24 protein-coding genes are annotated in these 20701 nt (G+C 70.5%); 10 read left to right on the forward strand and 14 right to left on the reverse strand.

What is annotated here, in order from left to right; genetic code table 11:
- Positions 1-109: 109 nt before the first annotated feature.
- The 4 genes from LZP97_RS16440 to LZP97_RS16455 all read right to left on the reverse strand — a co-directional run bounded on the left by LZP97_RS16440 (position 110) and on the right by LZP97_RS16455 (position 3141).
- Positions 110-787 carry a hypothetical protein gene (locus LZP97_RS16440; protein WP_230831748.1) on the reverse strand — a complete coding sequence of 226 codons (678 nt, stop codon included), beginning with the start codon at positions 785-787 and terminating at the stop codon, positions 110-112.
- A gap of 187 nt (positions 788-974) precedes the next feature.
- Positions 975-1139, reverse strand: coding sequence for a hypothetical protein (locus LZP97_RS16445; RefSeq protein ID WP_234574845.1), 165 nt, complete (start codon positions 1137-1139; stop codon positions 975-977).
- 122 nt (positions 1140-1261) lie between these two features.
- The gene (locus LZP97_RS16450; protein ID WP_017679827.1) at positions 1262-2455 is read right to left on the reverse strand and encodes a hemerythrin domain-containing protein; all 1194 of its coding nucleotides are present in this window, start codon (positions 2453-2455) and stop codon (positions 1262-1264) included.
- Positions 2456-2484: 29 nt separating this feature from the next.
- Positions 2485-3141, reverse strand: coding sequence for a TetR/AcrR family transcriptional regulator (locus LZP97_RS16455; RefSeq protein WP_040274993.1), 657 nt, complete (start codon positions 3139-3141; stop codon positions 2485-2487).
- A 425-nt stretch (positions 3142-3566) separates the two neighbouring features.
- Between LZP97_RS16455 and LZP97_RS16460 the strand changes: the two genes are divergently transcribed.
- Both LZP97_RS16460 and LZP97_RS16465 read left to right on the forward strand, forming a co-directional pair.
- The gene (locus tag LZP97_RS16460; protein ID WP_230831744.1) at positions 3567-4064 is read left to right on the forward strand and encodes a GNAT family N-acetyltransferase; all 498 of its coding nucleotides are present in this window, start codon (positions 3567-3569) and stop codon (positions 4062-4064) included.
- Between the two features lie 296 nt (positions 4065-4360).
- Entirely contained in the window at positions 4361-6043 is a 1683-nt protein-coding gene (locus tag LZP97_RS16465; RefSeq protein WP_048773183.1) for a PHA/PHB synthase family protein, read from the forward strand.
- A gap of 87 nt (positions 6044-6130) precedes the next feature.
- Here LZP97_RS16465 and LZP97_RS16470 read toward each other — a convergent pair whose 3' ends face one another.
- Positions 6131-6715, reverse strand: a complete 585-nt coding sequence (locus tag LZP97_RS16470; protein ID WP_010593480.1) for a helix-turn-helix domain-containing protein — start codon at positions 6713-6715, stop codon at positions 6131-6133.
- 49 nt (positions 6716-6764) lie between these two features.
- On the opposite strand from LZP97_RS16470, the gene LZP97_RS16475 reads away from it, so the two are divergent.
- Positions 6765-7604: a class I SAM-dependent methyltransferase gene (locus LZP97_RS16475; RefSeq protein WP_040275025.1), complete on the forward strand. Its 840-nt coding sequence runs from the start codon at positions 6765-6767 to the stop codon at positions 7602-7604.
- Positions 7605-7642: 38 nt separating this feature from the next.
- On the opposite strand, the gene LZP97_RS16480 is transcribed toward LZP97_RS16475, so the two are convergent.
- The 4 genes from LZP97_RS16480 to LZP97_RS16495 form a co-directional block, all read right to left on the reverse strand.
- Positions 7643-8317 carry a hypothetical protein gene (locus tag LZP97_RS16480; RefSeq protein ID WP_230831743.1) on the reverse strand — a complete coding sequence of 225 codons (675 nt, stop codon included), beginning with the start codon at positions 8315-8317 and terminating at the stop codon, positions 7643-7645.
- Between the two features lie 46 nt (positions 8318-8363).
- Entirely contained in the window at positions 8364-9278 is a 915-nt protein-coding gene (locus LZP97_RS16485; protein WP_040274984.1) for a TIGR03619 family F420-dependent LLM class oxidoreductase, read from the reverse strand.
- A 25-nt stretch (positions 9279-9303) separates the two neighbouring features.
- Positions 9304-10125, reverse strand: coding sequence for an SDR family NAD(P)-dependent oxidoreductase (locus tag LZP97_RS16490; RefSeq protein WP_017679820.1), 822 nt, complete (start codon positions 10123-10125; stop codon positions 9304-9306).
- Between the two features lie 77 nt (positions 10126-10202).
- A complete protein-coding gene (locus tag LZP97_RS16495) occupies positions 10203-11171 on the reverse strand; it encodes an NAD-dependent epimerase/dehydratase family protein (RefSeq protein ID WP_152693025.1) in 969 nt (322 codons plus the stop codon).
- A 44-nt stretch (positions 11172-11215) separates the two neighbouring features.
- Between LZP97_RS16495 and LZP97_RS16500 the strand changes: the two genes are divergently transcribed.
- On the forward strand, positions 11216-11860 hold the full coding sequence (locus LZP97_RS16500; protein ID WP_026137557.1) for a ScbR family autoregulator-binding transcription factor: 645 nt from the start codon (positions 11216-11218) through the stop codon (positions 11858-11860).
- Between the two features lie 17 nt (positions 11861-11877).
- On the opposite strand, the gene LZP97_RS16505 is transcribed toward LZP97_RS16500, so the two are convergent.
- Together LZP97_RS16505 and LZP97_RS16510 are read right to left on the reverse strand one after the other, a co-directional pair.
- The gene (locus LZP97_RS16505) at positions 11878-12816 is read right to left on the reverse strand and encodes a ScbA/BarX family gamma-butyrolactone biosynthesis protein (RefSeq protein ID WP_010593487.1); all 939 of its coding nucleotides are present in this window, start codon (positions 12814-12816) and stop codon (positions 11878-11880) included.
- A 408-nt stretch (positions 12817-13224) separates the two neighbouring features.
- Entirely contained in the window at positions 13225-13539 is a 315-nt protein-coding gene (locus tag LZP97_RS16510) for a helix-turn-helix domain-containing protein (RefSeq protein WP_010593488.1), read from the reverse strand.
- A 436-nt stretch (positions 13540-13975) separates the two neighbouring features.
- Here LZP97_RS16510 and LZP97_RS16515 point away from each other — a divergent pair, with 436 nt between their 5' ends.
- The 5 genes from LZP97_RS16515 to LZP97_RS16535 all read left to right on the forward strand — a co-directional run bounded on the left by LZP97_RS16515 (position 13976) and on the right by LZP97_RS16535 (position 17108).
- Positions 13976-14593 (forward strand): TIGR03086 family metal-binding protein, encoded by a 618-nt coding sequence (locus tag LZP97_RS16515; RefSeq protein WP_040274980.1) that lies wholly within the window; start codon positions 13976-13978, stop codon positions 14591-14593.
- Between the two features lie 121 nt (positions 14594-14714).
- Positions 14715-15461, forward strand: coding sequence for a pentapeptide repeat-containing protein (locus LZP97_RS16520; protein ID WP_040274979.1), 747 nt, complete (start codon positions 14715-14717; stop codon positions 15459-15461).
- Positions 15462-15534: 73 nt separating this feature from the next.
- Positions 15535-15915 carry a hypothetical protein gene (locus tag LZP97_RS16525; RefSeq protein ID WP_003939188.1) on the forward strand — a complete coding sequence of 127 codons (381 nt, stop codon included), beginning with the start codon at positions 15535-15537 and terminating at the stop codon, positions 15913-15915.
- Between the two features lie 10 nt (positions 15916-15925).
- Entirely contained in the window at positions 15926-16564 is a 639-nt protein-coding gene (locus LZP97_RS16530) for a dienelactone hydrolase family protein (protein ID WP_010593492.1), read from the forward strand.
- A gap of 250 nt (positions 16565-16814) precedes the next feature.
- Positions 16815-17108, forward strand: coding sequence for an ANTAR domain-containing protein (locus LZP97_RS16535; protein ID WP_010593493.1), 294 nt, complete (start codon positions 16815-16817; stop codon positions 17106-17108).
- On the opposite strand, the gene LZP97_RS16540 is transcribed toward LZP97_RS16535, so the two are convergent.
- Positions 17109-18719: a hypothetical protein gene (locus LZP97_RS16540; RefSeq protein WP_040274976.1), complete on the reverse strand. Its 1611-nt coding sequence runs from the start codon at positions 18717-18719 to the stop codon at positions 17109-17111. It abuts the gene before it with no gap.
- Positions 18720-18813: 94 nt separating this feature from the next.
- Here LZP97_RS16540 and LZP97_RS16545 point away from each other — a divergent pair, with 94 nt between their 5' ends.
- The gene (locus LZP97_RS16545) at positions 18814-19137 is read left to right on the forward strand and encodes a hypothetical protein (RefSeq protein WP_010593495.1); all 324 of its coding nucleotides are present in this window, start codon (positions 18814-18816) and stop codon (positions 19135-19137) included.
- Between the two features lie 112 nt (positions 19138-19249).
- Here LZP97_RS16545 and LZP97_RS16550 read toward each other — a convergent pair whose 3' ends face one another.
- Positions 19250-20158 carry an alpha/beta fold hydrolase gene (locus tag LZP97_RS16550; RefSeq protein WP_371851044.1) on the reverse strand — a complete coding sequence of 303 codons (909 nt, stop codon included), beginning with the start codon at positions 20156-20158 and terminating at the stop codon, positions 19250-19252.
- 79 nt (positions 20159-20237) lie between these two features.
- The gene (locus LZP97_RS16555) at positions 20238-20558 is read right to left on the reverse strand and encodes a helix-turn-helix transcriptional regulator (protein ID WP_200903460.1); all 321 of its coding nucleotides are present in this window, start codon (positions 20556-20558) and stop codon (positions 20238-20240) included.
- Positions 20559-20701 lie beyond the last annotated feature (143 nt).

The raw sequence follows: 20701 nt of genomic DNA on the forward strand, positions 1-20701 counted from the left end.
CCACCTTCGGTCGATGACGGGGCGCGAGATCGTCCGGGACAGTTCCGCTACCTGGGGCCACGGCGGCGTCCACCCGCCGACAGGAGCCGGCACTTCCCATCTCGGCCGGTCACCGGACGTCATCGAGCAAATTCTGTAGCACCCGCGTGCCGGCGCTACGCTCGCGAGTGTCGAGAGAGTCCATCAGATCCACTGCGACAGCTGCCAGCGGCACCTCTCCCCCACGAAAGGCATCCGCGATCGTCACCGCCCGCACAGTGATGTCACCATCCCCGTCGACGGTCAAACCGAAGTGATCGACAAGACCGTCGTACTCCTCCGCCAGTACATATCCGTCGATTCCTCTCCGGCTCGCAGCCAAACCGAACTTGCTCGCGACGCGGCGTCGTATCAGCGCGCTTGCGCCGGTCAGCACCAGATACTCGGAGAGGTTCGCCGCGCTGCCGGCCCATCCACGCATGCGATGAACCGCCGCACGGCGACGCGCGAGAAATGCGACTTCCTGCGCGCTGGATCGCCGGAGCCGGTGCTTGAGCCGGGCCATCTGCGCCGCCGGTATCCAGTCCACGTCCTCCCCGGACAGCAGCGTCAACGCCGCCCAGGCGACGTCTTCGTTCCAGGGCCGCCCGCGGACCGGGCGCAACTGTGCACGACGGTGCACCGAGCCGGCATCCAGGAGCAGCATGTCACCGATCTCACGCGCTACCACCACTTCGCCGGCGCGAGCCAAGCGGGCGACCTGTCGCCTGCTGACTCCCAGTTCGACAGCTGCGGCCGCTACGGACATCTCCTTCACTCATATATAGTCTCGACTGCGACCATATAACGCAATATTTCCACTTCAATCCCGTTTCTATTCCACCTCTGCAGCGCAGGCGGATCCCCACTCGCACCGGGCCGTCGAACATGGCACGACATGGGGGATGCCACGCGGGAGCGCCTCGATCGCGGCACCGGTCGGGACGAACCGGGGGTCACGCCAGATGCTGCCGGGGAGCGAGCTTCCGGTCGGCTCGGTCCACGGCGGCCCACACCGCGCCGATCTCCTCGTCGTCGGGATCGATGCACCCCTCGCACGCGAGCAGGTTCAGCTCGAGGAAGCCGTCCGACCGGTTCGCCGGGCCGGCCGCGAACACCATCGGGAGCAGACCGCGGACGCGGTCGGCGCCTTCGTGGAGTGCACGTCGAAAATGTCGCACCGGCAGGATCAGGGCACCGAGCCCTCGTAGCACCCTTCGGACAGATCGGCGTGGCATGCGCGTCAGGTGTATGAGGCAGGAGTCGGCCCTGTAGGCGTGCCGGCGCGGGCCTGCCGCCGCAGCGTCTCCAGGTTCTGTCGCATCTGTGGCCGCATGTCCTGGTGCTGCGGATGCAGGCGGGAGTAGAGCGCGAGCAGGGGGCGGTACGGCAGTACGTCGATCCGGTACGAGTGCGTCACCCGGGTCCCGTCACCGTCGGTCCGGAACACGTAGGACCAGGTGGTCGAGTCGTGGTAGAGCGGGTTGCGCCGGTCCGAGACGGTGTGGAATTCGAACCTCTCGCCAGGATCGGCGGCGGTCACCTCGCAGACCCGGGACCAGCGGGTGTGATGGGCGCGGTTGCGTCCGCGGAAGCGGGCCCCCACCGTCCCCGGCGATCGTCCCGGCAGCCACTCGCAGCTGCGGCACTCGGGGCTGCGCTCCCCGATGCGCGTGACGTCGGCGACCGCGTCGTACAGCTGCCGGGCCGGGGTGTCGATCCGCAGTTCCACCGACCCCTCGGTGCGGGGCGGCCGGTGCAGCCGCGGGCCGACATCGACGTCGGCGCCCCACCGAGCGGCGCATGCCCGCCGATACGGTCGTGCGAACGCATGCCGCAGCAGGAACCGAGTAGCGGGGCCGACCTTGCCGACGGCGACGTCGTAGTCTTCCCGATCGACCCCGTCGACCACCCAGTGAGCTTCGATCCCCAACTCCCGCTTCGTCTTCGAGGCAATGAACACCTTCTGCTCCACCTCGTCCCACTGACGACGGGTCAGGGTCCGGGCGACGACCGGCATCATCTCGTCCTCTTCGCGCTGCAGATGCGGCAGCAGTACCTGTTCGAGTGCGGTGAGGGCATGCACCAGATCTTCTCGGGCCGCGGGATCGGCACGGTAGTCGGTGGCCGCAGCGGTCACCCGTTCGATCTCGGGGCCGATCCGCGCATGGTCGGCGTCCATCTCGTCGAGCAGGGCCTCGGCGGCCGGGTTCACGGCGCGCACCAGGGGCCACAGTCCCTGATCCTCGCCGCTGTGGTGCAGGTGCAGGAACTGCATCATCCACACCAGATGATCGGCCAGGGCGACCCGCTGGGTCCGTTCGGGCGCAGGCGCGGTACGCAGTACCTGGGCGGCGCGCGTCAGATCGCGGCGCAGCGCGCTGTGCACGACACGCATGATCCGCGTGTCGGCAGGGGGCAGAGTGTCGGTTGTCATGTTCGTCTCCAGCCATGGGCACCCGAGTCTCACCCCGGGCGATCGAGAATTTCTTCGATGCGGTCGATGAGCCACGCCTCGTAGCGGACCCGACTCCAGCCGCATCCTTCGATGAAAAGGGCGTAGACCTGGTCCCCGGCCTGAACCCACAATTCGTCGACCTGACCGGGATCCGGGTGGCGGCCCAGAATCACGCCGGCGACGTCGGCGATCGAGAGCCTGCGTTGCCGCTCCAGATCGGCAACCACCGCGGCGAGCGCGGGATCGACCGTCGCCCCCTGGCGCAGTGCCGCGGCCAGGCGATGGAGGCGCGCGTTGATCAGGGCAATCATGCGCGCGGTGATCTCGATGCGCTCGCCGGTCGTTCGTCCGGAACCGATCTCCGTGTAGGCGGGCCGGGCGGCCAGTGGCACCGGCGCGTCGTCGCCGACGACGGCGACGTCCAGCGCCGACTTCAACAGATCCGCCTTGGATCCGAACGTTGCGTAGACGGTTTCGACGGACACCCCGGCGGTCCGCGCGACCTCGCGCATCCCGGTGCCGACCCAGCCGCGCTCGGCGAACAAGCGGGTGGCGGCCTCGAGCACGACCCTCCGCGTCTGGGCTGCCTGCATCCGGCGCAGCGAAGAGCGGTACCGGCGAGTTCCGGAGCCGCCGGCCGTCGAGTCGTACTCGACCGTGGCCATACCCCGATTCTAGAACGTACGCGTTTTCGATACAATACTGTTCCAGTGATTTCCGGGCCCCACTCGAATCCGAATACATCCATAGCACCACCCCTTTCGTCACCCTGGGTCGGGCGGCACAGTGGTCCGGGACGGCCGAACGGACCATCGACTGTTCGACGGCCGGTCGGCCGCAATCCCGTTCGCACACAGTGACATACACTGCACCACGCCGGTGCAGCAACAGATCCGTGGTGATCGCCGGCTCCCCGATCGGGGTGCCGAACTCGAACTCACGCCCCGCGGCCGAAGGGTGGTCGCTGTCGCCGCGGCCGGTGCCCTCGAGCGTCGGGCCCCACGGTGAGCGCCAGACAGTTCCGGACGTCCGTAGACGGAGCGATGCACGTCTGCGCCGTCATGTTCGGGACGAACGGTAGTCTCGAACCGTGCAGGAGGCTGCGAGGTTTCACGTGCGGGAACCGGAGCCCGCCGATGCCGAGGCGATCGCTCGAGTGCAGGTCGCCACCTGGCAGGCAACCTACGGCAGCCTCCTCCCCAGCTCGTACTTCGACGCCACCGCGCTCGAGCAGCGCACAGCCATGTGGCGCTCCGTACTGAACGGGCTGCACCGTCCGCCACGACTCCGCGTCGCCGAAACACACGGAGACATCGTCGGGTTCGCTGCTGCCGGCCCACCGATCGAGGACGACGACCCCGTCCGAGACCTCCAGCTCTACACCCTCTATCTCCTCCCCGAACACCACGGAAGCGGTGCCGGGCAACTACTTCTCGATGCCGTTCTCGTCGGAGAACCCGCTCAACTGTGGGTTGCCGAGGACAATCCCCGCGCCCACAGCTTCTATCGCCGTAACGGGTTCATGCCCGACGGTACGGAGAAGATCTTCCCGCACGCCCCTCTGGTCGCGGTCCGACTCGTCCGATAGCTGCCCCTCATACCGAGCAAGTGATGCGCACACGCCGCCCGATGCGGGCATCACTTGCCACCGCACATGCAACAACGACTCCGCCCCGAGTGGCGGTGGCGCCCCGCCGACCGGCTCGTAACACGTGGACGTGATTGCGAACTGGACGCTTGTCACGATCACCGGACGGGGGCCCGGCACGGCCGGTACCGGCCCGAGTGGCCCGGTTCCGACGACTGCACCTGTCGCCTACGCAATACCCGGCCGCTGGGACACCGATCCGGTGCGACAATCCAGGTGTCGAAGGGAGGCGCGAGATGACCCAGACACGATCGGTGATCGGGGACAGCGTCGAGGAGTCGATCGGCGGCGGCGAGGACGTCGCGCCGCCGCGGCTCGGGGCGGCCGTCGGTGCCCTGGCCGACGTGTTCGGTCACGGCCGGACCGTGGCCCGGCACGGTGCGGCGTTCGGCAAGGAACTGGCGAAGATCGCCGCCGGTCGATCCACGGTGGCCCCCGCCGAGGGGGACCGCCGGTTCGCCGATCCGGCGTGGAGCACGCACCCGGCCTACCGCCGGCTCGAGCAGACCTACCTGGCCGCCACCGACGCCGTCGACGGCGTCGTCGCCGACGTCGGCCGCGGCATCGACCCACGCCGGGCCGCCGAGGCCAAATTCGCCGCCGACATCCTCACCGCCGCCCTGGCGCCGACGAACTACCTGTGGACCAACCCCGCCGCGCTGAAGGAGGCGTTCGACACCGCCGGCCTCAGCCTGGTGCGCGGCACGAAGCACTTCGTCTCCGATGTGGTCGAGAACCGGGGCATGCCGTCGATGGTCCGACGCGGCGCCTTCACCGTCGGCACCGACCTGGCGGTGACCCCGGAGGCGGTGATCTCCCGCGACGAGGTCGCCGAGGTGCTGCAGTACACCCCGACCACGGCGACGGTCCGCCGCCGGCCGGTGCTCGTGGTGCCCCCGCCCATCGGCCGGTACTACTTCCTGGACCTGCGCCCGGGACGCAGCTTCGTCGAGTACAGCGTCGGCCGGGGCCGGCAGACCTTCCTGCTGTCGTGGCGCAATCCCACCGCCGAGCAGGGTGACTGGGACTTCGACACCTACGCCGGGCGGGTGCTGCGCGCGATCGACGAGGTACGGGAGATCACCGGCAGCGACGAGGTGAATCTGATCGGCTTCTGCGCCGGCGGGATCCTCGCCACCACGGTGCTCAACCATCTGGCCGCCCGGGGCGACGACCGGGTGCACAGCATGGCGTATGCGGTGACGATGCTCGACTTCGGCGATCCGGCACTGCTCGGCGCGTTCGCCCGGCCTGCCCTGATCCGGTTCGCCAAGGGCCGGTCCCGCCGCAAGGGCCTCATCAGCGCCCGGGACATGGGCTCGGCGTTCACCTGGATGCGCCCGAACGATCTGGTGTTCAACGACGTGGTCAACAACTACCTCATGGGGCGCACCCCGCCGGCCTTCGACATCCTCGCCTGGAACTCCGACGGCACCAACCTGCCCGGCGCCCTGCACGGGCAGTTCCTCGACCTCTTCCGGGACAACCTGCTCGTCGAACCCGGCGCGTTCACCGTGCTGGGCACGCCCCTCGACCTGACGTCGATCACCGTACCCACCTTCGTCTCGGGCGCGATCGCCGATCACCTGACCGCGTGGCGCAACTGCTACCGCACCACCGAGTTGCTCGGCGGCGACACCGAGTTCGTGCTCAGCTTCTCCGGGCACATCGCCAGCCTGGTCAACCCGCCCGGCAACCCGAAGGCGCACTACTGGACCGGTGGCACACCGGGCCCGGACCCCGATGCCTGGCTGAAGGGCGCCGAGCGGCAGCAGGGCAGCTGGTGGCAGGCCTGGGCCGACTGGGTGCTCGCCCACAGCGGGGAGGAGATGCCCGCGCCGAGCGCGCCCGGCAGTGCCCGGCATCCCCCACTCGAGGCCGCCCCCGGCCGATACGTACGCGACCTACCCCCCGACTGAACGTGTCTCTCACGGATCACATCTCGGTGACGACACGATGCATGTCGGGGCCGAGGGGCCGTCGGTGATGTCGCGGTAGCGCCGGCGTCACGGCCGCGACGAGCCGTGCTCACCGTGGAGGTGGGCACGCTCGCCGTCGTGGTCGAAGATCGTGAGAATTTCCACCGGACCGTCGTGGGCACCGATGACGTGCGGGACCATCGTCGAGAACGCGGCGGCCTCGCCGGTCCGCACCAGCACCGTCCGCTCGCCCAATTGCAGCCGGGCCGTGCCGGCGAGCACGGTGAACCACTCCCGGCCCGGATGCACCGCCGCCGCACCGGTTCCGGTGGGCCGGTCGGGGGTGATGCGCATCTTGGCCACCGTCACGCCGTGCAGGGCCCGCTCCCGGGACAGCAGCCACGTCGTCACCCCGGGCATGTGCTCGGGCTGCGGCCGGATCACCACGTCCTCGTCCTCGGCGGATTCGACGAGCTGATCGAGCGTGGTGCCCAGGGCCCGGGCGATCGGCACCAGTTGATCGAGAGCGATCCGGCGGTTGCCGGTCTCGATGCGGCTCAGCGTCGACGGGCTGAGCCGGCAGCGGGCCGCCAGCGAATCGAGCGACCAGCCGCGGGCCAGGCGCAGGCTGCGGATGCGGCGGCGGATCACGGCGTCCAGATCTTGCGTCATACGCAAGATGGTATGCGTCATGGGCACCACGGCCGCTACCGTGAGCGACATGACGCACCACACCCACTCTCCGGGCCACCCGCACACGCATCACGAGGCCGGCCTGGCGGACCTCCTCGACCTCGACGCCGAGGTGCTCGGCGCGTATCTGGACGAGGTGACGGCGTGGGCCGAACCGTACGCCCCGGTCCGTCCCCGGGTGATCGCCGATGTGGGGGCGGGAACCGGAACCGGCAGCGTGGCTCTCGCCCGCCGATTCCCCGACGCGGAGATCGTCGCGGTCGACCGGTCGGCATCGATGCTCGACCGCGTCCGCGCCACCGCCCGCGAACACGGCCTCGCCGAACGCATCCGGACCGTCCTCGCCGACCTGGACACCACCCGGCTTCCGGTCGACGAGGTCGACCTCGCGTGGGCGGCCTCGTCGCTGCACGAGGTCGCCGACCCGGATCGGGTGCTGCGCGACCTCCACGCCGGCCTGACGCCCGGCGGGTTGCTCGTCGTCGTCGAGATGGACGAGCTGCCGCGCTTCCTGCCCGACGACACCGGACAGGACCGGCCCGGCCTCGAGGAGCGCTGCCTTCGGGCGCTCACGGAGGCAGGGTGGAACGCCCACCCCGATTGGCACGCCCACCTCGAGCGCGCCGGGTTCGAGGTCGTCGACCGGCAACGGTTCTCGACGGAAGCCACTGCGGCACAATCGAACACGGTGAGGTACGCATCGACCTACCTGGCCCGCATCCGCGACGCGCTCGACGATCGACTGGACAGGGACGACCTCGACCGGCTCGATCGCCTGCTGTCGCCCGGCAGCCCCGAAAACCTGGCGCGGCGACCGGATCTGACGGTCCGCAGCGTCCGCACGGCGTGGGCCGCCCGGCGGCCCTGACCCGACACCGTCCGCTTCGGAGGGCGAACAGTGCGCGACTACCTGCGTGGCCTGTCCCCGAAGGGCAGCACACCGTCGACGTCCGCGATCTCGAAACCGAACCGCACGTCGTCGCCTCGTCGGGCGGCGTACACCTTGCGAATCCCGGCCGGCAACGGCGGCAACGGAACCCGCCGAGCCGCGACGACCGGTACGAGCAGGCCGTAGCAGCGCAGGCGCAGCAACTCCACGTAGGCGACGTCGTCGACGACCGCCCCGTCCACGACGGCGCTGACGTTCAGCCGACGGTGATCGGCGCGGATGTCGTCCCCGTGACTCAGCCGCCACGGCGTGTCGAGGGAGTTGAACCAGTCCAGCACGACGGTGATCGGTGCGACGCCCTGCACGTCGAGACGCGCCGCGCTGATCCGGGTGGACAAGCCCGGCACGATCCGCAGCCCGTGTGCGGTCACCGTCAGGCTGTCGATGCGCCGGTCGTCCCAGTCGAGTCGGCTCAGCCGCACGCGGGCGCGCAGATGCGCGCGGTCACGACGGATCCGGACGCCGTCGACGACGGCACGCAGCGGCGCTCCCTGCACGGTCGTCTCGACCGGACGGCCGGCGTACCGGAGGGCGAGACCGCGGCCGAGCAGGTCGACGAGGGTGTCGGGGACCAGCGCGGTGACAGTGCCCGCGCCGAGTTCGGCGAGCGGCTGCATCCATGCACGTTCCACCCCGGCATGATGCCACCGCACCGCAGGTCGTGGTGGGACCGTCGCTCTAGGCTGCCGCCTCCCGCAGCACCGTGACGAGCGTCGCGAGCCGGTCCGCGGCCCGGTCCGGATCGGGATGCACCATGGTCAGCGGGACCATCACATCGGTGACGCCGACGGCAAGGAGCTCTTTCACCGCCCGAGCGGTCTCCGGCACGGCGATCTCGCCGCTCGCCTCGTGCACCACCTGCAGCCGCCCGCGGATCTGCAGGTGGTCGGGGTCGCGTTCCTCCCGCTCGAGCGCGGCACGGAGCAGGTCGCGGCCCCGTTGCAGCTCGTCCGGTCCGGCACCCATGATCGGGATCCACCCGTCGCCCCATCGGGCGAGCCGGCGGATCACCGGTTTCGACAACGATCCCGAGACCCAGACCGGGATCCGCCGGTCTCCGGGGCGCGGCGAGCAGTACACCTCGGTGAAGGCCACGCTGGGCCGCTGCACCGAGGCCGGGGCGTGCTCCCACAGGGCCCGGCAGGCGGCGAGCGTGTCGTCGAGCAGCGGCCCGCGCTCGCGGAAGCTCAACCCGGCCGCCTCGTATTCCTTCTCCTGCCAGCCGGTTCCGACGCCCAGGTCGAGCCGCCCGCCGGACAGGTGGTCCAGGGTGGCCGCGGTCTTGGCGAGCACGGCCGCGCCCCGCAACGCCGCGATGATCACGCCGGTGCCGAGGCGGATCGTGCGGGTCCGGCCGGCGATCACCGCCAGCACGGTCATGGGTTCGAGCCACATCGCATCGGGTTCGGTGGCGAACGGTCCCCACGCGTAACCGGAGGTGTCGGACCCCATCACGACGTGGTCGGTGACGTCGACCCGGTCCACCCCGCTCTCCTCCGCCCGGACCGCGACGTCCACGAGGTGGGCGTAGTTGTCGCGGGCCAGCACGTCGCCGAAGTTGGGGAGGTTGACGCTCAGGGTGGGAGGATTCACGCGAAAGGTCCTTCGGTGGTAGGGATCAGGGCGCGAGGGGACGATTGGTCCACGATCCGTCGGCGCGGGCGAACCAGCCGCCGGCCGCGTAGCTGCCACCGTCGACGTGCACCGTGGACCCCGTCACGTAGCGGGAGAGGTCGGAGGCGAGGAACAGAGCCGGCCCGGCGACGTCCTCGGGCCGGCCCGGACCGCCGAGCGGCGCCCAGCCCGGCCAGCGGTGCCGGTCCGCCTCGGGCACGAGCCGCTCGTACGGCACCTGCGGCGTCTCGATCAGGTCGGGTGCGATCGCGTTCACCCGGATGCCGTGCCGGCCGACCTCGAGGGCGAGACTGCGGGTGAAGTGCCGCAGCCCGGCCTTGTACGTGCCGTACACGACGTGCCCGGGAATGCCCCGGTGCGCCTCGACCGTGGTGACGTTGACGACGGAACCGCCCCTCCCCCGGTCGATCATGCCGGGAAGGACGGCGCGGGTCATCCGCAGGGCGTGGTCGAGGTTGACGCGGGCGAGGGCTTCCCACTCGGATTCGTCGGCCTCCGCGAAGGGCGTCGCGGCGCGGAGGAAGTCGCCGACGTTGTTGACGAGCACGTCCGGGTCATGGGCGGCGGCCTCCGTCGCGACCGCCGGGTCCGCTGCGTCACCGACGATCGGAACCGCGGCGGGCACTTCGGCGGCGAGCTGCTCGGCCGCCCGGCGATCGGTGTCGACGAGGACGACGCGGGCACCGTGCTCGGCGAACAACCGCACGACGGCCGCGCCGATGCCGTTCGCTCCTCCGGTGACGACCGCGGTCCGTCCGGACAGCAGTGGATGCGACGGAGTGTTCGAGCTCGGCACGGTGGTCACCGTCGCGACGGTAGCCGTCCCGCCCCGGCGGCATCCGGCGGTTTCCCGGTGGCCGGGAACGGCGCCGTGCCCACCCCTTACGGAGCGAAGGCCGGGGGTGGCACGCGCAGCCCGGTCTCCCGCCAGATGCGCGTCGCGTCGTAGTAGTGGTCGTGACCGGCGAGATCGATGTGCCGCTCCGTCAGTCCCCGCTCCGCCGCGAGGGCCACGGCCTCGTCGTACCCGAGACTGGTGCTGGGCAGGTCGAATCCGGCGTCGCGCGCGACGGCCGAGGCGAGTGCGCGCACACTCACCGGCTCCGGGTGGGCGGCATGCAGGACAGCGCCGCCGGCCCCGGGACGGGTGCCGCGAACCGCGAGTGCCGCGATCAGGCGGCCGAGATCACCGACCGAGATCACCGACAGCAACGGGCGTCCGTCCTCGACCCACGCACCGAGACGAGTGAGGATCTGCGCGATTCCGGGCACGAACCAGCGGTCTCCGGGTCCGTGGACGAAGGCGGCGCGCACCACCGTGCCCCCGTAGTCCCGCACGGCCAGCTCGGCCGCGAGCCGGCTCGCACTGAGCACCGAGACCGGGTTCGGCACGACGGCGTCCTCGGCGACGCCGCGGTGCGGGCCCGGTCCGTAGACTCCGATCGTGCTGACGTAGATCACGTGGGGCCGGTGCTGCCGGTTCGCTGCCGCCAGCAGGTTCTCGGTCCCGGCACGGTTCACCTCGTCGCACGTCTGCGGGTCCGATCCGGTGTACGAGGCCGCATGCACGATCACGTCGGCGGCGGCGATCACGGTGCCCAGGGACGGCGGTTCGGTCAGGTCCGCCGCGATCCGTCGCGTCGCCGCGGCGGGCACGTCGTCGGGTCGTCGCGCGACGGCCGTGCAGGGCACACCCGCCTCCGTGAGCCCGGCCAGCACGGCGCCGCCGACGAAGCCGGTCGCGCCGATCACCGCGATTCGCGGGTGCTGCGCCGAAGGTTCGTCGCGGCGGCATTCCGGGGCGGCGGGTACGATTCGGCCGGGTGGGGGAAACCCGATGGGGTTCGTCACGATGCACCTCGTCGGAACACAGGGTGGGAACGGAGTGAGGACGGATGGCTCAGCAAGCGCGGGCGGTGGCTACCAGGCAGCAGATCGTCCTGGGCGCGGCAGAGAACTTCGAACGATCGGGCTACGAGGGCGCGAGCCTCGGGGCGATCGTCGAGAGCTCGGGTATCACCAAGGGTGCTCTCTACTTCCACTTCCGGTCGAAGGACGAGCTCGCGCAGGTCGTGATCGAGGAGCAGCATCGCATCTCGATCGCCGCGGTCGAGGCCATCGCGAACCTCGACATTCCCGCGCTGGAACAGATCGTGATGCTCTCGCACGAGATGGCGCGCCAGATGATCGACGAGCCGATCGTGCGGGCCGGAATCCGTCTGACCCTCGAACTCAGTGCCACCGACGGGCCCACCGGTCCGTACCTGGACTGGATTGCCGCCTGCGAGAAGCTCACCGAGCAGGCGATCGCCCAGGGCGACATCCTCGACACGATCGACGCGGCCATGCTGGCCCGGTTCGTGATCTCCGCCTACAACGGTGTCCAGCTCGTGTCCAACGTGCTCACCCACCGGCAGGATCTCGAGCAGCGCCTCGACGAGATGTGGATCCTGCTGCTGCCCGCCGTGATGCCCGCCGATCGCCACGGTGAGATGCCGCGGATCCGCGCGGCCCGCTGGACGCCGCCGTCCGGCGACTGAACGAACGTCGCCGGCGGTCAGCATCGCGACCGGTCCGGCGCGAGCCGCACGACGCCGCTCGCCAGGACCTCGCCCCACTGCTCGACGGTGGTGCGCACGATCCACGGATCGTGCGCATCGATTCGCGCCACCACGTTCGCGGGCTCGTCCAGTTCCACGAACCGGTGATAGGTGGCCTCGATGAGCGCGATATCCGCGTCCGGACACCCGCACGCGGCGCGGGCGCTCTGGCGGAACGCTTCGAGGAGGAGCATTCCGGGCACGTGGTCGCTGGGATGGTCGAACAGGACGGGGTGCCGATCGTCGACCCGCAGACGCCAGCGGTTCTCGGCGTACTGCGGTCCGAGGACGACGTCCACGGGCCGGGACTGGCCGACGACGACGGGGGAAATCGGCGGGGGGCAGACGGGATCCCCGATCCGGCGGGGGCCGGCGCCGTTCCAGCGCAGCCGCTGGTAGGCGTCCGGGGTGAGGACGTTGGCCACCCCCTCTCCCGTGCCCACCCGCTGTCCGTCGATCGCGAACACCACCGTGAGGTCGAACTGGGAGAGCAACCCGCCGCGATAGACCGGGTCGTCGAGGGAGGCGTCGAGCACGACCTCTGCGGCTCCGGCCCCGATGGCCAGCGCGTCCACCGCCGCGTCCACCCGCAGGGTCTGCATGACGAACGGATGGCCGAGCGGCACACGATACTGCGTATGCCCCAAGTAGATCGCCGTCTGGCGCAGAGTCTCGGCGATCAGCATGGCGTCGTAGCGGCCGGTTTCGGTCCGGTAGAAACCGTGCAGCCGTGGCCATTGGGCACCCAGAAGGAATCGGTGGGCGACGCCGACGGACGTGCAGTCCGTCAGGAACACCTCCGACACCGATTGCCGATGGACGTACCGCCTGGGCACCGTCGACTCGAAACCGAGGACGGGACTGTTCCGGGGCACTGCGTCCGCATCCACGGTCATTGTCGCTTCTTTCATTGCAAACCGGCCGGACTGCTTTTATCGAGGGACTATAGACGACCGGGACGAATCGGGAGACGCTCGCGTCCGGTAGCCGGCACCCTCGTGGGGAACGGTTTCCGTCCCCCGTCGATCGCTCGGATGAATTCTTCGAACTCCACAAACCGATCGACCGGTTTATGCTAACGTGTAGTGCAGTCGGGAAACAAAAAGGGTCGGCCGTGGAGCACGCGGAGGGGTGTTTCCGATCGACCCGAGATCACGGCACCTCCGCGTCGCCGGGACTATACGAGGGGTAGTCCCAGCGGCGCGGAGGCGTGTCTGCCCCCCCCCCCCCCCCCCCCCCCCCCCCCCCGCATCGAGCCTGTACCCGCCCGGCCGGAACCCGGTGCTCCAGTTGCCCCGGGTGCTCTAATTACTCGGAATCCGGCTCCGCGCTTCGGCGAGCTGATCCTCGAGGCAGACGATGCGGCACGCCGCGTCCACCGCCGTGCCGCTGTCGACCAGTTCCCGCACCCGCGCGACGATCCGGAGCTGGTTGCGGGAGTAGCGGCGGTGGCCTCCCTCGGAACGGTGCGGAACCACGAGGCCGGGGGCATCGAGACTGCGGAGGAAGGCGGGGGTGACGCCGAGTGCCGCAGCGGCGCGGCCCATGCTGAAGGCAGGGTAGTCGTCGTTGTCGAGTTCGTTGGTGACCGCGGGAGTGCGGTCGTCGGTCGGATCCACGTGCCCTTCGTTGCTACGAGAGGGAACCCCGGCACGTGCAGCGCCGGGGTTCGTGACGGTTATGACAATGCCGGCCTCGACCGGCACGAGGAAATGACATACACGAGTTCGCAATCCCGATGGATACGCATCACCAGCCTCTCGCTCTGTTCTCCGGTGGCGACGCGGTCGGCCTCCCAGAGTCCGCCCCGTCGCGCCGTCGGGGTGGAGCCGCAGAACCGAGTGCGGCTCCACCCCTCTGCAACTTCAACTTCGCCGGCAACCCGTCGGTTGCCCCTCTTCCGGATCCTTCGCGTTGACGCCCTCGATATTATCGACCTCGCTATCGAAAGTCTACTGTTGCGACTGCAGTTTCTTTCGGCTGCCGCGAGGCCGCCCTTCGATCCTGTCGGACCGGTGCGGCACCATGAGCGCACCGCCGCCGGAAGGAACGCTCATGCCCGAGATCCTCGACCTGGCACCGGCCGCCCACGAGATGGCACGGCTCGTCGGCGCGCTCACAGACGAGCAACTGGCCCGTCCCACCCCGTGCGCGGGCACGACCGTCGGGGACCTCGTGGATCACGTGGGCGGGCTGTCCCTGGCGTTCACCGCCGCCGCGGGTAGAGCCGTCGGCGATCACAGACCGTCGGCGGATGCCTCCCGGCTCGGTGACGACTGGCGCACCAGGATCCCCGGCCAGGTCCTCGCCCTCGCCGAAGCGTGGCACGACCCCGGCGCATGGACCGGAACCACCCGGGCCGGCGGCGTCGACCTGCCCGGGTACGTCGCGGGAGTCGTGGCGCTCGACGAACTCGTGATCCACGGCTGGGACATCGCGACCGCCTGCGGCCGGAAGTTCTCCTGCGATCCCGCCGCGCTGGCCGCGTGCCTGACGTTCGTCGCCGCGACCACCGACGAGGAACGCGCAGCCGGCGGGCTCTTCGGGCCGGCCGTCGCGGTTCCCGACGACGCCCCGGATCTCGACCGCCTGATCGGGCTCAGCGGACGCGACCCGTCGTGGCGTCCGCCCCACGACCGCCGGGAGCCGACCCCGCGCGACGGTCCGGACTAGGCTCGGCGGGCGCCCCGACCACAGTCCGCCCGCCCAGAAAGGCACGCCTTCCTTGCCCGACCACCCCACTCCCCGCCCGGAACTACTGGCCGACTGCGCCGACTGCTTCGGATTGTGTTGCGTGGCTCTGCCGTTCGCCGCGTCGTCGGACTTCGCGATCGACAAGGACGCGGGCCGGCCCTGCCCGAACCTGCAGGACGACTTCCGCTGCGGCATCCATCGGGACCTGCGGAGCCGGGGCTTCACCGGGTGCACCGTCTACGACTGCTTCGGTGCGGGCCAGAAGGTTTCACAGCTCACCTTCGGCGGGGAGGACTGGCAGCGCTCGCCGCAGCTCGCCCGGCAGATGTTCGACGTCTTCCCCGTCGTGCGCCAACTGCACGAGCTGCTGTGGTATCTCGACGAGGCGGCCGCCCTGCCCACCTCCGGGCCGATCCGCACGGACCTGCGCGCTGCGCGGGCCGCGACCGACCGGCTGAGCAACGGCGACGCCGGCGCGCTCGCCCGCCTCGACGTCGCGGCACACCGGCAGCAGATCAACACCCTGTTGTTGCATGCGAGCGAACTCGCCCGGGCCACCGTGCCCGGTCGCAGGAAGGACCGTCGCGGTGCGGACCTGGTCGGCGCGAAACTCCGCCAGGCGAACCTGCGGGGCGCCAGCCTGCGGGGCGCCCTCCTCGTCGCCGCGGATCTGCGCGAGGCCGACCTGCGCCGCGCCGACCTCATCGGCGCCGACCTGCGCGATGCGGATCTGCGCGGCGCCGATCTCACCGGCAGCCTGTTCCTCGTCCAGTCCCAGCTCGACTCCGCGCGGGGCGACGGCCGCACCCGGCTGCCCGCCACAGTGACCACGCCGAAGCACTGGTAGCGCAACGGGCGAATCGGGCCCGTTGCCCGCGAAAGCCCTCGATCCGGCCGCGATCGGGTGTGCAATAGGTCCCATGAACATCCCCGACCTCCTTCCCACAGACCGCCGCCGGATGGCTCGTGCTGCCGTGGATTCGCTGGGTACCCAGCGCAGTGACCACGCCCTCGTCCGCGTGAAGTGCCCCGCCAGCCACAACGTCGCCACCGTCTACCGCACGCCGGAGGGGCCGGTGCTCGTCGCCGGCGGTGGGCCGACGGCACACGGCAATCGCGACCGCTCCGAGACCGCACATCACGGCGGCTCCCTCGGCTCCGAGTTCGTCGACACTCTCGAGACGACGCAGTTCGAGGACGACGACGTGCCCGCGCGCTGCGCGTGCGGCCCGCACACCCTGTCGCGCCAGGACCTGCAGGACGCGGTCCGCTCGCACACCCGCACGGTCACCCTGGCCTGAGCCGAACCCGATGAGCACCGCCGACAGCGCGCGAGACGTCGAGCTCGAGCTCCGCGACGTGGCCCTGGCCGGCACCCTGACCGTCCCCGCCGGTTCGGACGGCCTGGTGATCTTCGTGCACGGCAGCGGCAGCAGCCGGTTCAGCCCGCGCAACCGGTACGTCGCCGGGGAACTGAACGCCGCCGGTCTGGGCACGCTGCTGTTCGACCTGCTGACGGCCGGGGAGGAGGGCGACCGCACCCTCGTCTTCGACATCGAGCTGCTCGCGGGCCGGCTCGGCGAGGTGACCGACCTCGTCCGCACGGAGGCCGCGTGGATCGGTTACTTCGGGGCCAGCACGGGTGCTGCCGCGGCGCTGTGGGCCGCCGCGGACCCGGACCGGGAGATCGCCGCCGTCGTCTCCCGCGGCGGACGGCCGGATCTCGCGATGCCTCGGCTCGGCCGGGTCCGTGCCCCCACGCTCATGCTCGTCGGCGGCCTGGACCGCACGGTGATCGAACTGAACCGGCAGGCTGCCGCGGCCCTGCGGTGCGAACACGACCTGCGGATCGTGCGCGGGGCGACGCACCTGTTCGAGGAACCCGGCACGCTCGAGGTCGTGGCGCAGCAGGCGCGGGACTGGTTCCTCGACCACCACCCTCCGGCCTGACCGGCGCGCAACATACATGGTGTCGGAAACCTGTGCAGCTGCGACGAATTCGGACATCGAAGACGGAACACCCGCGGACGCGGCGTCGCCTCACCGGGCTGTGCTGGGCAAACACGGGTACGGTAGACACGACGGCACAGTCCTCGTACTGTGACGGAGGACACAAGACCGGGTAGCTGCCGAACCGGCGGGGTACCCGCACTACAACGAGTTGACACACGCCCAGTGGCGACACCTCAGAGGCGGACAATTGACGATCGAAGCACACCGTGACATCCCCGCGGTACGACGCCTGACGGCACTCGACACCGCGCAGACCCTTCTCCGCTCCGCACGGGGCCGCTCCTACAGCGAAGACCAGGCGTTCGACGAACTGCTCGACGCCTCGATGCGCTTCCACGTCGACATCGTCGACCTGTGCGAAGCCCTCACCGACCTGACCACCACCTCCGACACCGTCCCGGCACACCGGCGCGCCCACACCGTCGCGACCGACCTGTGGGGTGCGCTGATCGACCGGAGTGCCACCACCGTCGAGAACTGATCACCGGAGGCGGAAGCTGAGCGTGCGACGGACGAGGTCACCGACCTCGTCCGCCCACGCGAGAATGCCGAGCGTCGAGTCGATGTTCCCCGGTGGCGTCCGCACGAGGGTGTCCCTGCGGATCAACCGCTCGAAGTCCACCGTCACCGGATCGGGGCGCACGCCACCGTTGGCATGGTGGAACCGCACCCCCGCGCGACGCATCACGTTGACCAGTTCCTGCGCGAGGATCCCGTTCGCCACCGTCGTCGGGTGCACACCGTCGAGGGAGAACAGCCCGCCCGCGGCCCGGCCGCCCCGGCCGTCGGCCGTCAGGAACCGCGAATCGGGCACGGGGTCGAGCGCGGCGAGCGCGGGCGGGAGCGGGTAGGGGGTCCACCACGCCGGACGGGCACCGACATCCGTGACGAAGCGCCGGGACGCGAGGCGCTCGAGCAGAACGGCCACGTCCAGCAGATACCAGTCCCGTGCCGGGCCGTGCGCACCGGCGCGGGCGTCGGCGACCGCCTGCTCGATGTGCTCGTTGTAGAGATCGATCGCGACGTCCACCGCGTACGCGCCGGCACCCGTGATGTGCTCGTCCTGGGCCGGGTCGAACCGGGACTCCTCGATCCACGGCCGGGTGTAGTAGGGGAAGTAGGGCGAACCCGGTTCCATCTTGTGGCCGAGCCCCTTGGCGATCGGGGCGATGGTGACGTGGGGAATCGTGCACCACACGACGTGCCGCGCCCGGATCGCCGCCACCCGATCGACCACCTCCGCGAACTCGGCCGCGAAATGCTCGGGCCGCCAGATGGTGTAGGCGTCCTTCGCGGTGAGGTCGCGGAAGTCCGGGCCGCTCCAGGAGATACGCAGGTCCGTGACCGTTCCGAGCGCGTTGTTGGAGCCGAGGAACACGACCAGCGTCTCGATCCCGGCTTCCGTCGTGTCGTCGTGGTCGTCGCCCAGGGCCGCGGCCGCGTCGAACACCGTCATCGACTTCGCCTCGTCGCTCCAGCGCGGATACACCCGCAACGCGGCCCGCTCGCCGTTGTTCTGCACGATCTGGTCGAGCAGGTCGTCCTTCGGCGTGGCGATCGCCGCCTCGCACGTCGCGGCGGTCTTGCTCAGGGCGTCGCGCAGGTCCCAGCCGAAGCAGGACAGGTTGTGCCGATACGTCGCGGGCAGCGGCGCGTCCCGACCGGGCCCGCGCTCCCAGTAGTCCTCCACCTCGTCCATCAGCGCACGCACGGCGAACAGCGCGAGGGGCGTCTCCCACACGTTCACCGAGGACCCGAAGCGTCGCTCCAGGTCGCGCAGAAGCAGTTCGATGTTGAGCGGCAACCCGCCCGGACCGGCGTAGCGGGGGTAGCGGAACCGGCGCAGCCAGCCGAGTTCGTAGGCGACGATCGCGGGCACCGAGACGTCGGTGTGGAAGACGGCGCCGCTCTGGAACCCCTGCAGCACCGAATCCCCGATCGCGACGAGCCGGTGCGGTGGGACACCACGGGCGTCGACCTGCACGTCCCGTCCGAGCGCGGGATCCGACACCGGCACCCGGGGGGCGGACGCCGCGCGCACCCGCACGTCCTCGGGCGTGCCGTCCGGGAGATCCATCGGAGTCACCGGCATGTCGTCCTCCCCGGGCCGCAGCTGCGCCTGCTCCGAGCGTGAGCCGCGCGGGGTGGGTTGTCAACGGCACGGCCGGCGGCCAATCCTGTAGGGCATGGCCACCGACGAGGACTTCGCGCACACCGACGAGGCGGCCCGCAACCGTCGGGAGAAGGCGATCGTCCTCGCCCGGTTCGCCTGGGATCGCGGGATCACCGCGGAGGAGTTGCTGGCCCTGAGCGAGGACGTGCGCCGGAAGCTGGCACGGGCGGCGGGGGCGCATCCGCCGCGCACGATGGAGACGTGGACGCTGGTCGCGCGGCTGCTCGACGAGAAGTCGGCATGGGCCGCGCAGCATCCCGACCATCCCGCGGCCTCCCCCACCGCCACGGATGAGAAGATCATGTGGGTGAAGAAGCCACCCCGCCGGTGGCTGTGATCGGCACGCGGGATCCGCACCCGCCGTGCGCACCCGCTCGCGGTGGCGACCGAATGTGACACGCGTTCGATGTGATCGAACGGGTGTGACATTCGGTCGCCACGGCAGCAGCTCAGCGGTCGGCGTCGTCCCAGATCCGCAGGACGGTCGAGAGGATGTCCTCGGACACGCCGAGACCGCCGAGGTGGCTCTCTCCCGGCAGGTGGTGGAACTGGGCGTCGGGGAGCCGGCCCACCACGTGGAGGCCGTGTTCCATGGGGACGATGTGGTCGGTGTCGCCGTGCCACCACCGGACCGGCACCTTGACGTCCTCGAGGCGGAAGCCCCAGTCCCGGGTGAACACCACGACGTCGGCGAAGGGGGCGGCCATCTGCTTGCGGCTGCCGTTGAGCAGATCGTCGAGGAACATCGCCTTGAACTCGGGGCGGGCCAGCAACTGCCGGTCGGCCTCGGGCGAGAGCCGGCCGTACAGGTCGATGATCGGCGACGCGAACGGGCGCACGACCCGGATGATCGAGGTCACGCCCATGCCGATGGGGACGCCCGCGACGGCGAGCAGCGGCGCGACCATTGTGCCGAGCCGCATCAGGCCGCTGCTGATCGCGTCGGGGCCGACGACGGGTGCGACACCCCCGAGTACCCCGGCGGCCATGACCCGCTCGGGCATCGCGTGCGCCGCGGCGAGGGTGTAGGGCCCGCCGCCGGAGAGCCCGACGACCGCCATCCGGTCCACCCCCAGGGTGTCTGCGACGATCCGCAGGTCGTCCGCGAAGGCGAGGACGTTCTCGTAGCGGTGCGGGCTCGACGAGCCGATGCCGGGGCGGTCGAGGCCGATGAGCCGGACGTGCTCACGCTCGGCGTAGCGGCGAGCCTCGACGGGGATCTGCCGGCGTGCCCCGGGGGTGCCGTGCAGCCAGAACACTGCCCGGCCCTGGGCCGATCCGAACTCGGCGAAGCCGATCCGGCGGCTGCCCCCGACCGCGACGGTGCCTTCCAGCTTGGGACGTTCGACGTCGATCATGAGCGCCAGCATGCCACGTGACGGCGGCCACACGAGGCAGGTGTCCGTGACGGCGCGTGCCGGACATCTTCCCGGCCGCTCAGCGCAGCGCGTCGATCAGTTCGCCGACGGTGTGCGCGGATTCGAGCGGATGCCGCAGCCGCCCCTCCGGATTCAGCGAGTAGGTGTTGCGGCGGCCCACCCGGGTGCGGGTGAGGTACCCGCCGTCGACCAGATCCGCGAGGATCGTCTGCACGGAGCGCTCGGTGATCCCGATCCGTTGCGCGAGTTCGCGGACGGTGGGTTGTCCGCCCCGCGCGACACACAGCAGCACGTGCGCATGGTTGGTCAGGAACGTCCAGCCCCGGGCGCGGTCCTCGCCGGCGACGGATGACGAGCGGGCGGAGGAGGTCACCTGCACACCATAGGGCACCACGGTTTCCGGTATTGCTCTTCACTTCCGTGTCCTGCCCCCTTGACAATTAACCGGAAATACTCTTCACTAATCTAAGTTCGCGAAAGGGAGTATCCCTCCGCGCTTCGTCGTCAACTCGGGAGCCGTCC

The sequence above is a fragment of the Rhodococcus sp. DMF-1 genome, assembly GCF_021441945.1.
Classification (GTDB): domain Bacteria; phylum Actinomycetota; class Actinomycetes; order Mycobacteriales; family Mycobacteriaceae; genus Rhodococcus; species Rhodococcus ruber.

Excerpts from the sequence above, each read along its gene's own strand:
- LZP97_RS16540 (WP_040274976.1), bottom strand. The coding sequence starts at position 18,719 with ATGCCGGTGACTCCGATGGATCTCCCGGACGGCACGCCCGAGGACGTG.
- LZP97_RS16545 (WP_010593495.1), top strand. The coding sequence starts at position 18,814 with ATGGCCACCGACGAGGACTTCGCGCACACCGACGAGGCGGCCCGCAAC.
- LZP97_RS16445 (WP_234574845.1), bottom strand. The coding sequence starts at position 1,139 with ATGGTGTTCGCGGCCGGCCCGGCGAACCGGTCGGACGGCTTCCTCGAG.
- LZP97_RS16500 (WP_026137557.1), top strand. The coding sequence starts at position 11,216 with ATGGCTCAGCAAGCGCGGGCGGTGGCTACCAGGCAGCAGATCGTCCTG.
- LZP97_RS16515 (WP_040274980.1), top strand. The coding sequence starts at position 13,976 with ATGCCCGAGATCCTCGACCTGGCACCGGCCGCCCACGAGATGGCACGG.
- LZP97_RS16470 (WP_010593480.1), bottom strand. The coding sequence starts at position 6,715 with ATGACGCAAGATCTGGACGCCGTGATCCGCCGCCGCATCCGCAGCCTG.
- LZP97_RS16550 (WP_371851044.1), bottom strand. The coding sequence starts at position 20,158 with ATGATCGACGTCGAACGTCCCAAGCTGGAAGGCACCGTCGCGGTCGGG.
- LZP97_RS16450 (WP_017679827.1), bottom strand. The coding sequence starts at position 2,455 with ATGACAACCGACACTCTGCCCCCTGCCGACACGCGGATCATGCGTGTC.
- LZP97_RS16525 (WP_003939188.1), top strand. The coding sequence starts at position 15,535 with ATGAACATCCCCGACCTCCTTCCCACAGACCGCCGCCGGATGGCTCGT.
- LZP97_RS16465 (WP_048773183.1), top strand. The coding sequence starts at position 4,361 with ATGACCCAGACACGATCGGTGATCGGGGACAGCGTCGAGGAGTCGATC.
- LZP97_RS16475 (WP_040275025.1), top strand. The coding sequence starts at position 6,765 with ATGACGCACCACACCCACTCTCCGGGCCACCCGCACACGCATCACGAG.
- LZP97_RS16505 (WP_010593487.1), bottom strand. The coding sequence starts at position 12,816 with ATGACCGTGGATGCGGACGCAGTGCCCCGGAACAGTCCCGTCCTCGGT.
- LZP97_RS16530 (WP_010593492.1), top strand. The coding sequence starts at position 15,926 with ATGAGCACCGCCGACAGCGCGCGAGACGTCGAGCTCGAGCTCCGCGAC.
- LZP97_RS16440 (WP_230831748.1), bottom strand. The coding sequence starts at position 787 with ATGTCCGTAGCGGCCGCAGCTGTCGAACTGGGAGTCAGCAGGCGACAG.
- LZP97_RS16455 (WP_040274993.1), bottom strand. The coding sequence starts at position 3,141 with ATGGCCACGGTCGAGTACGACTCGACGGCCGGCGGCTCCGGAACTCGC.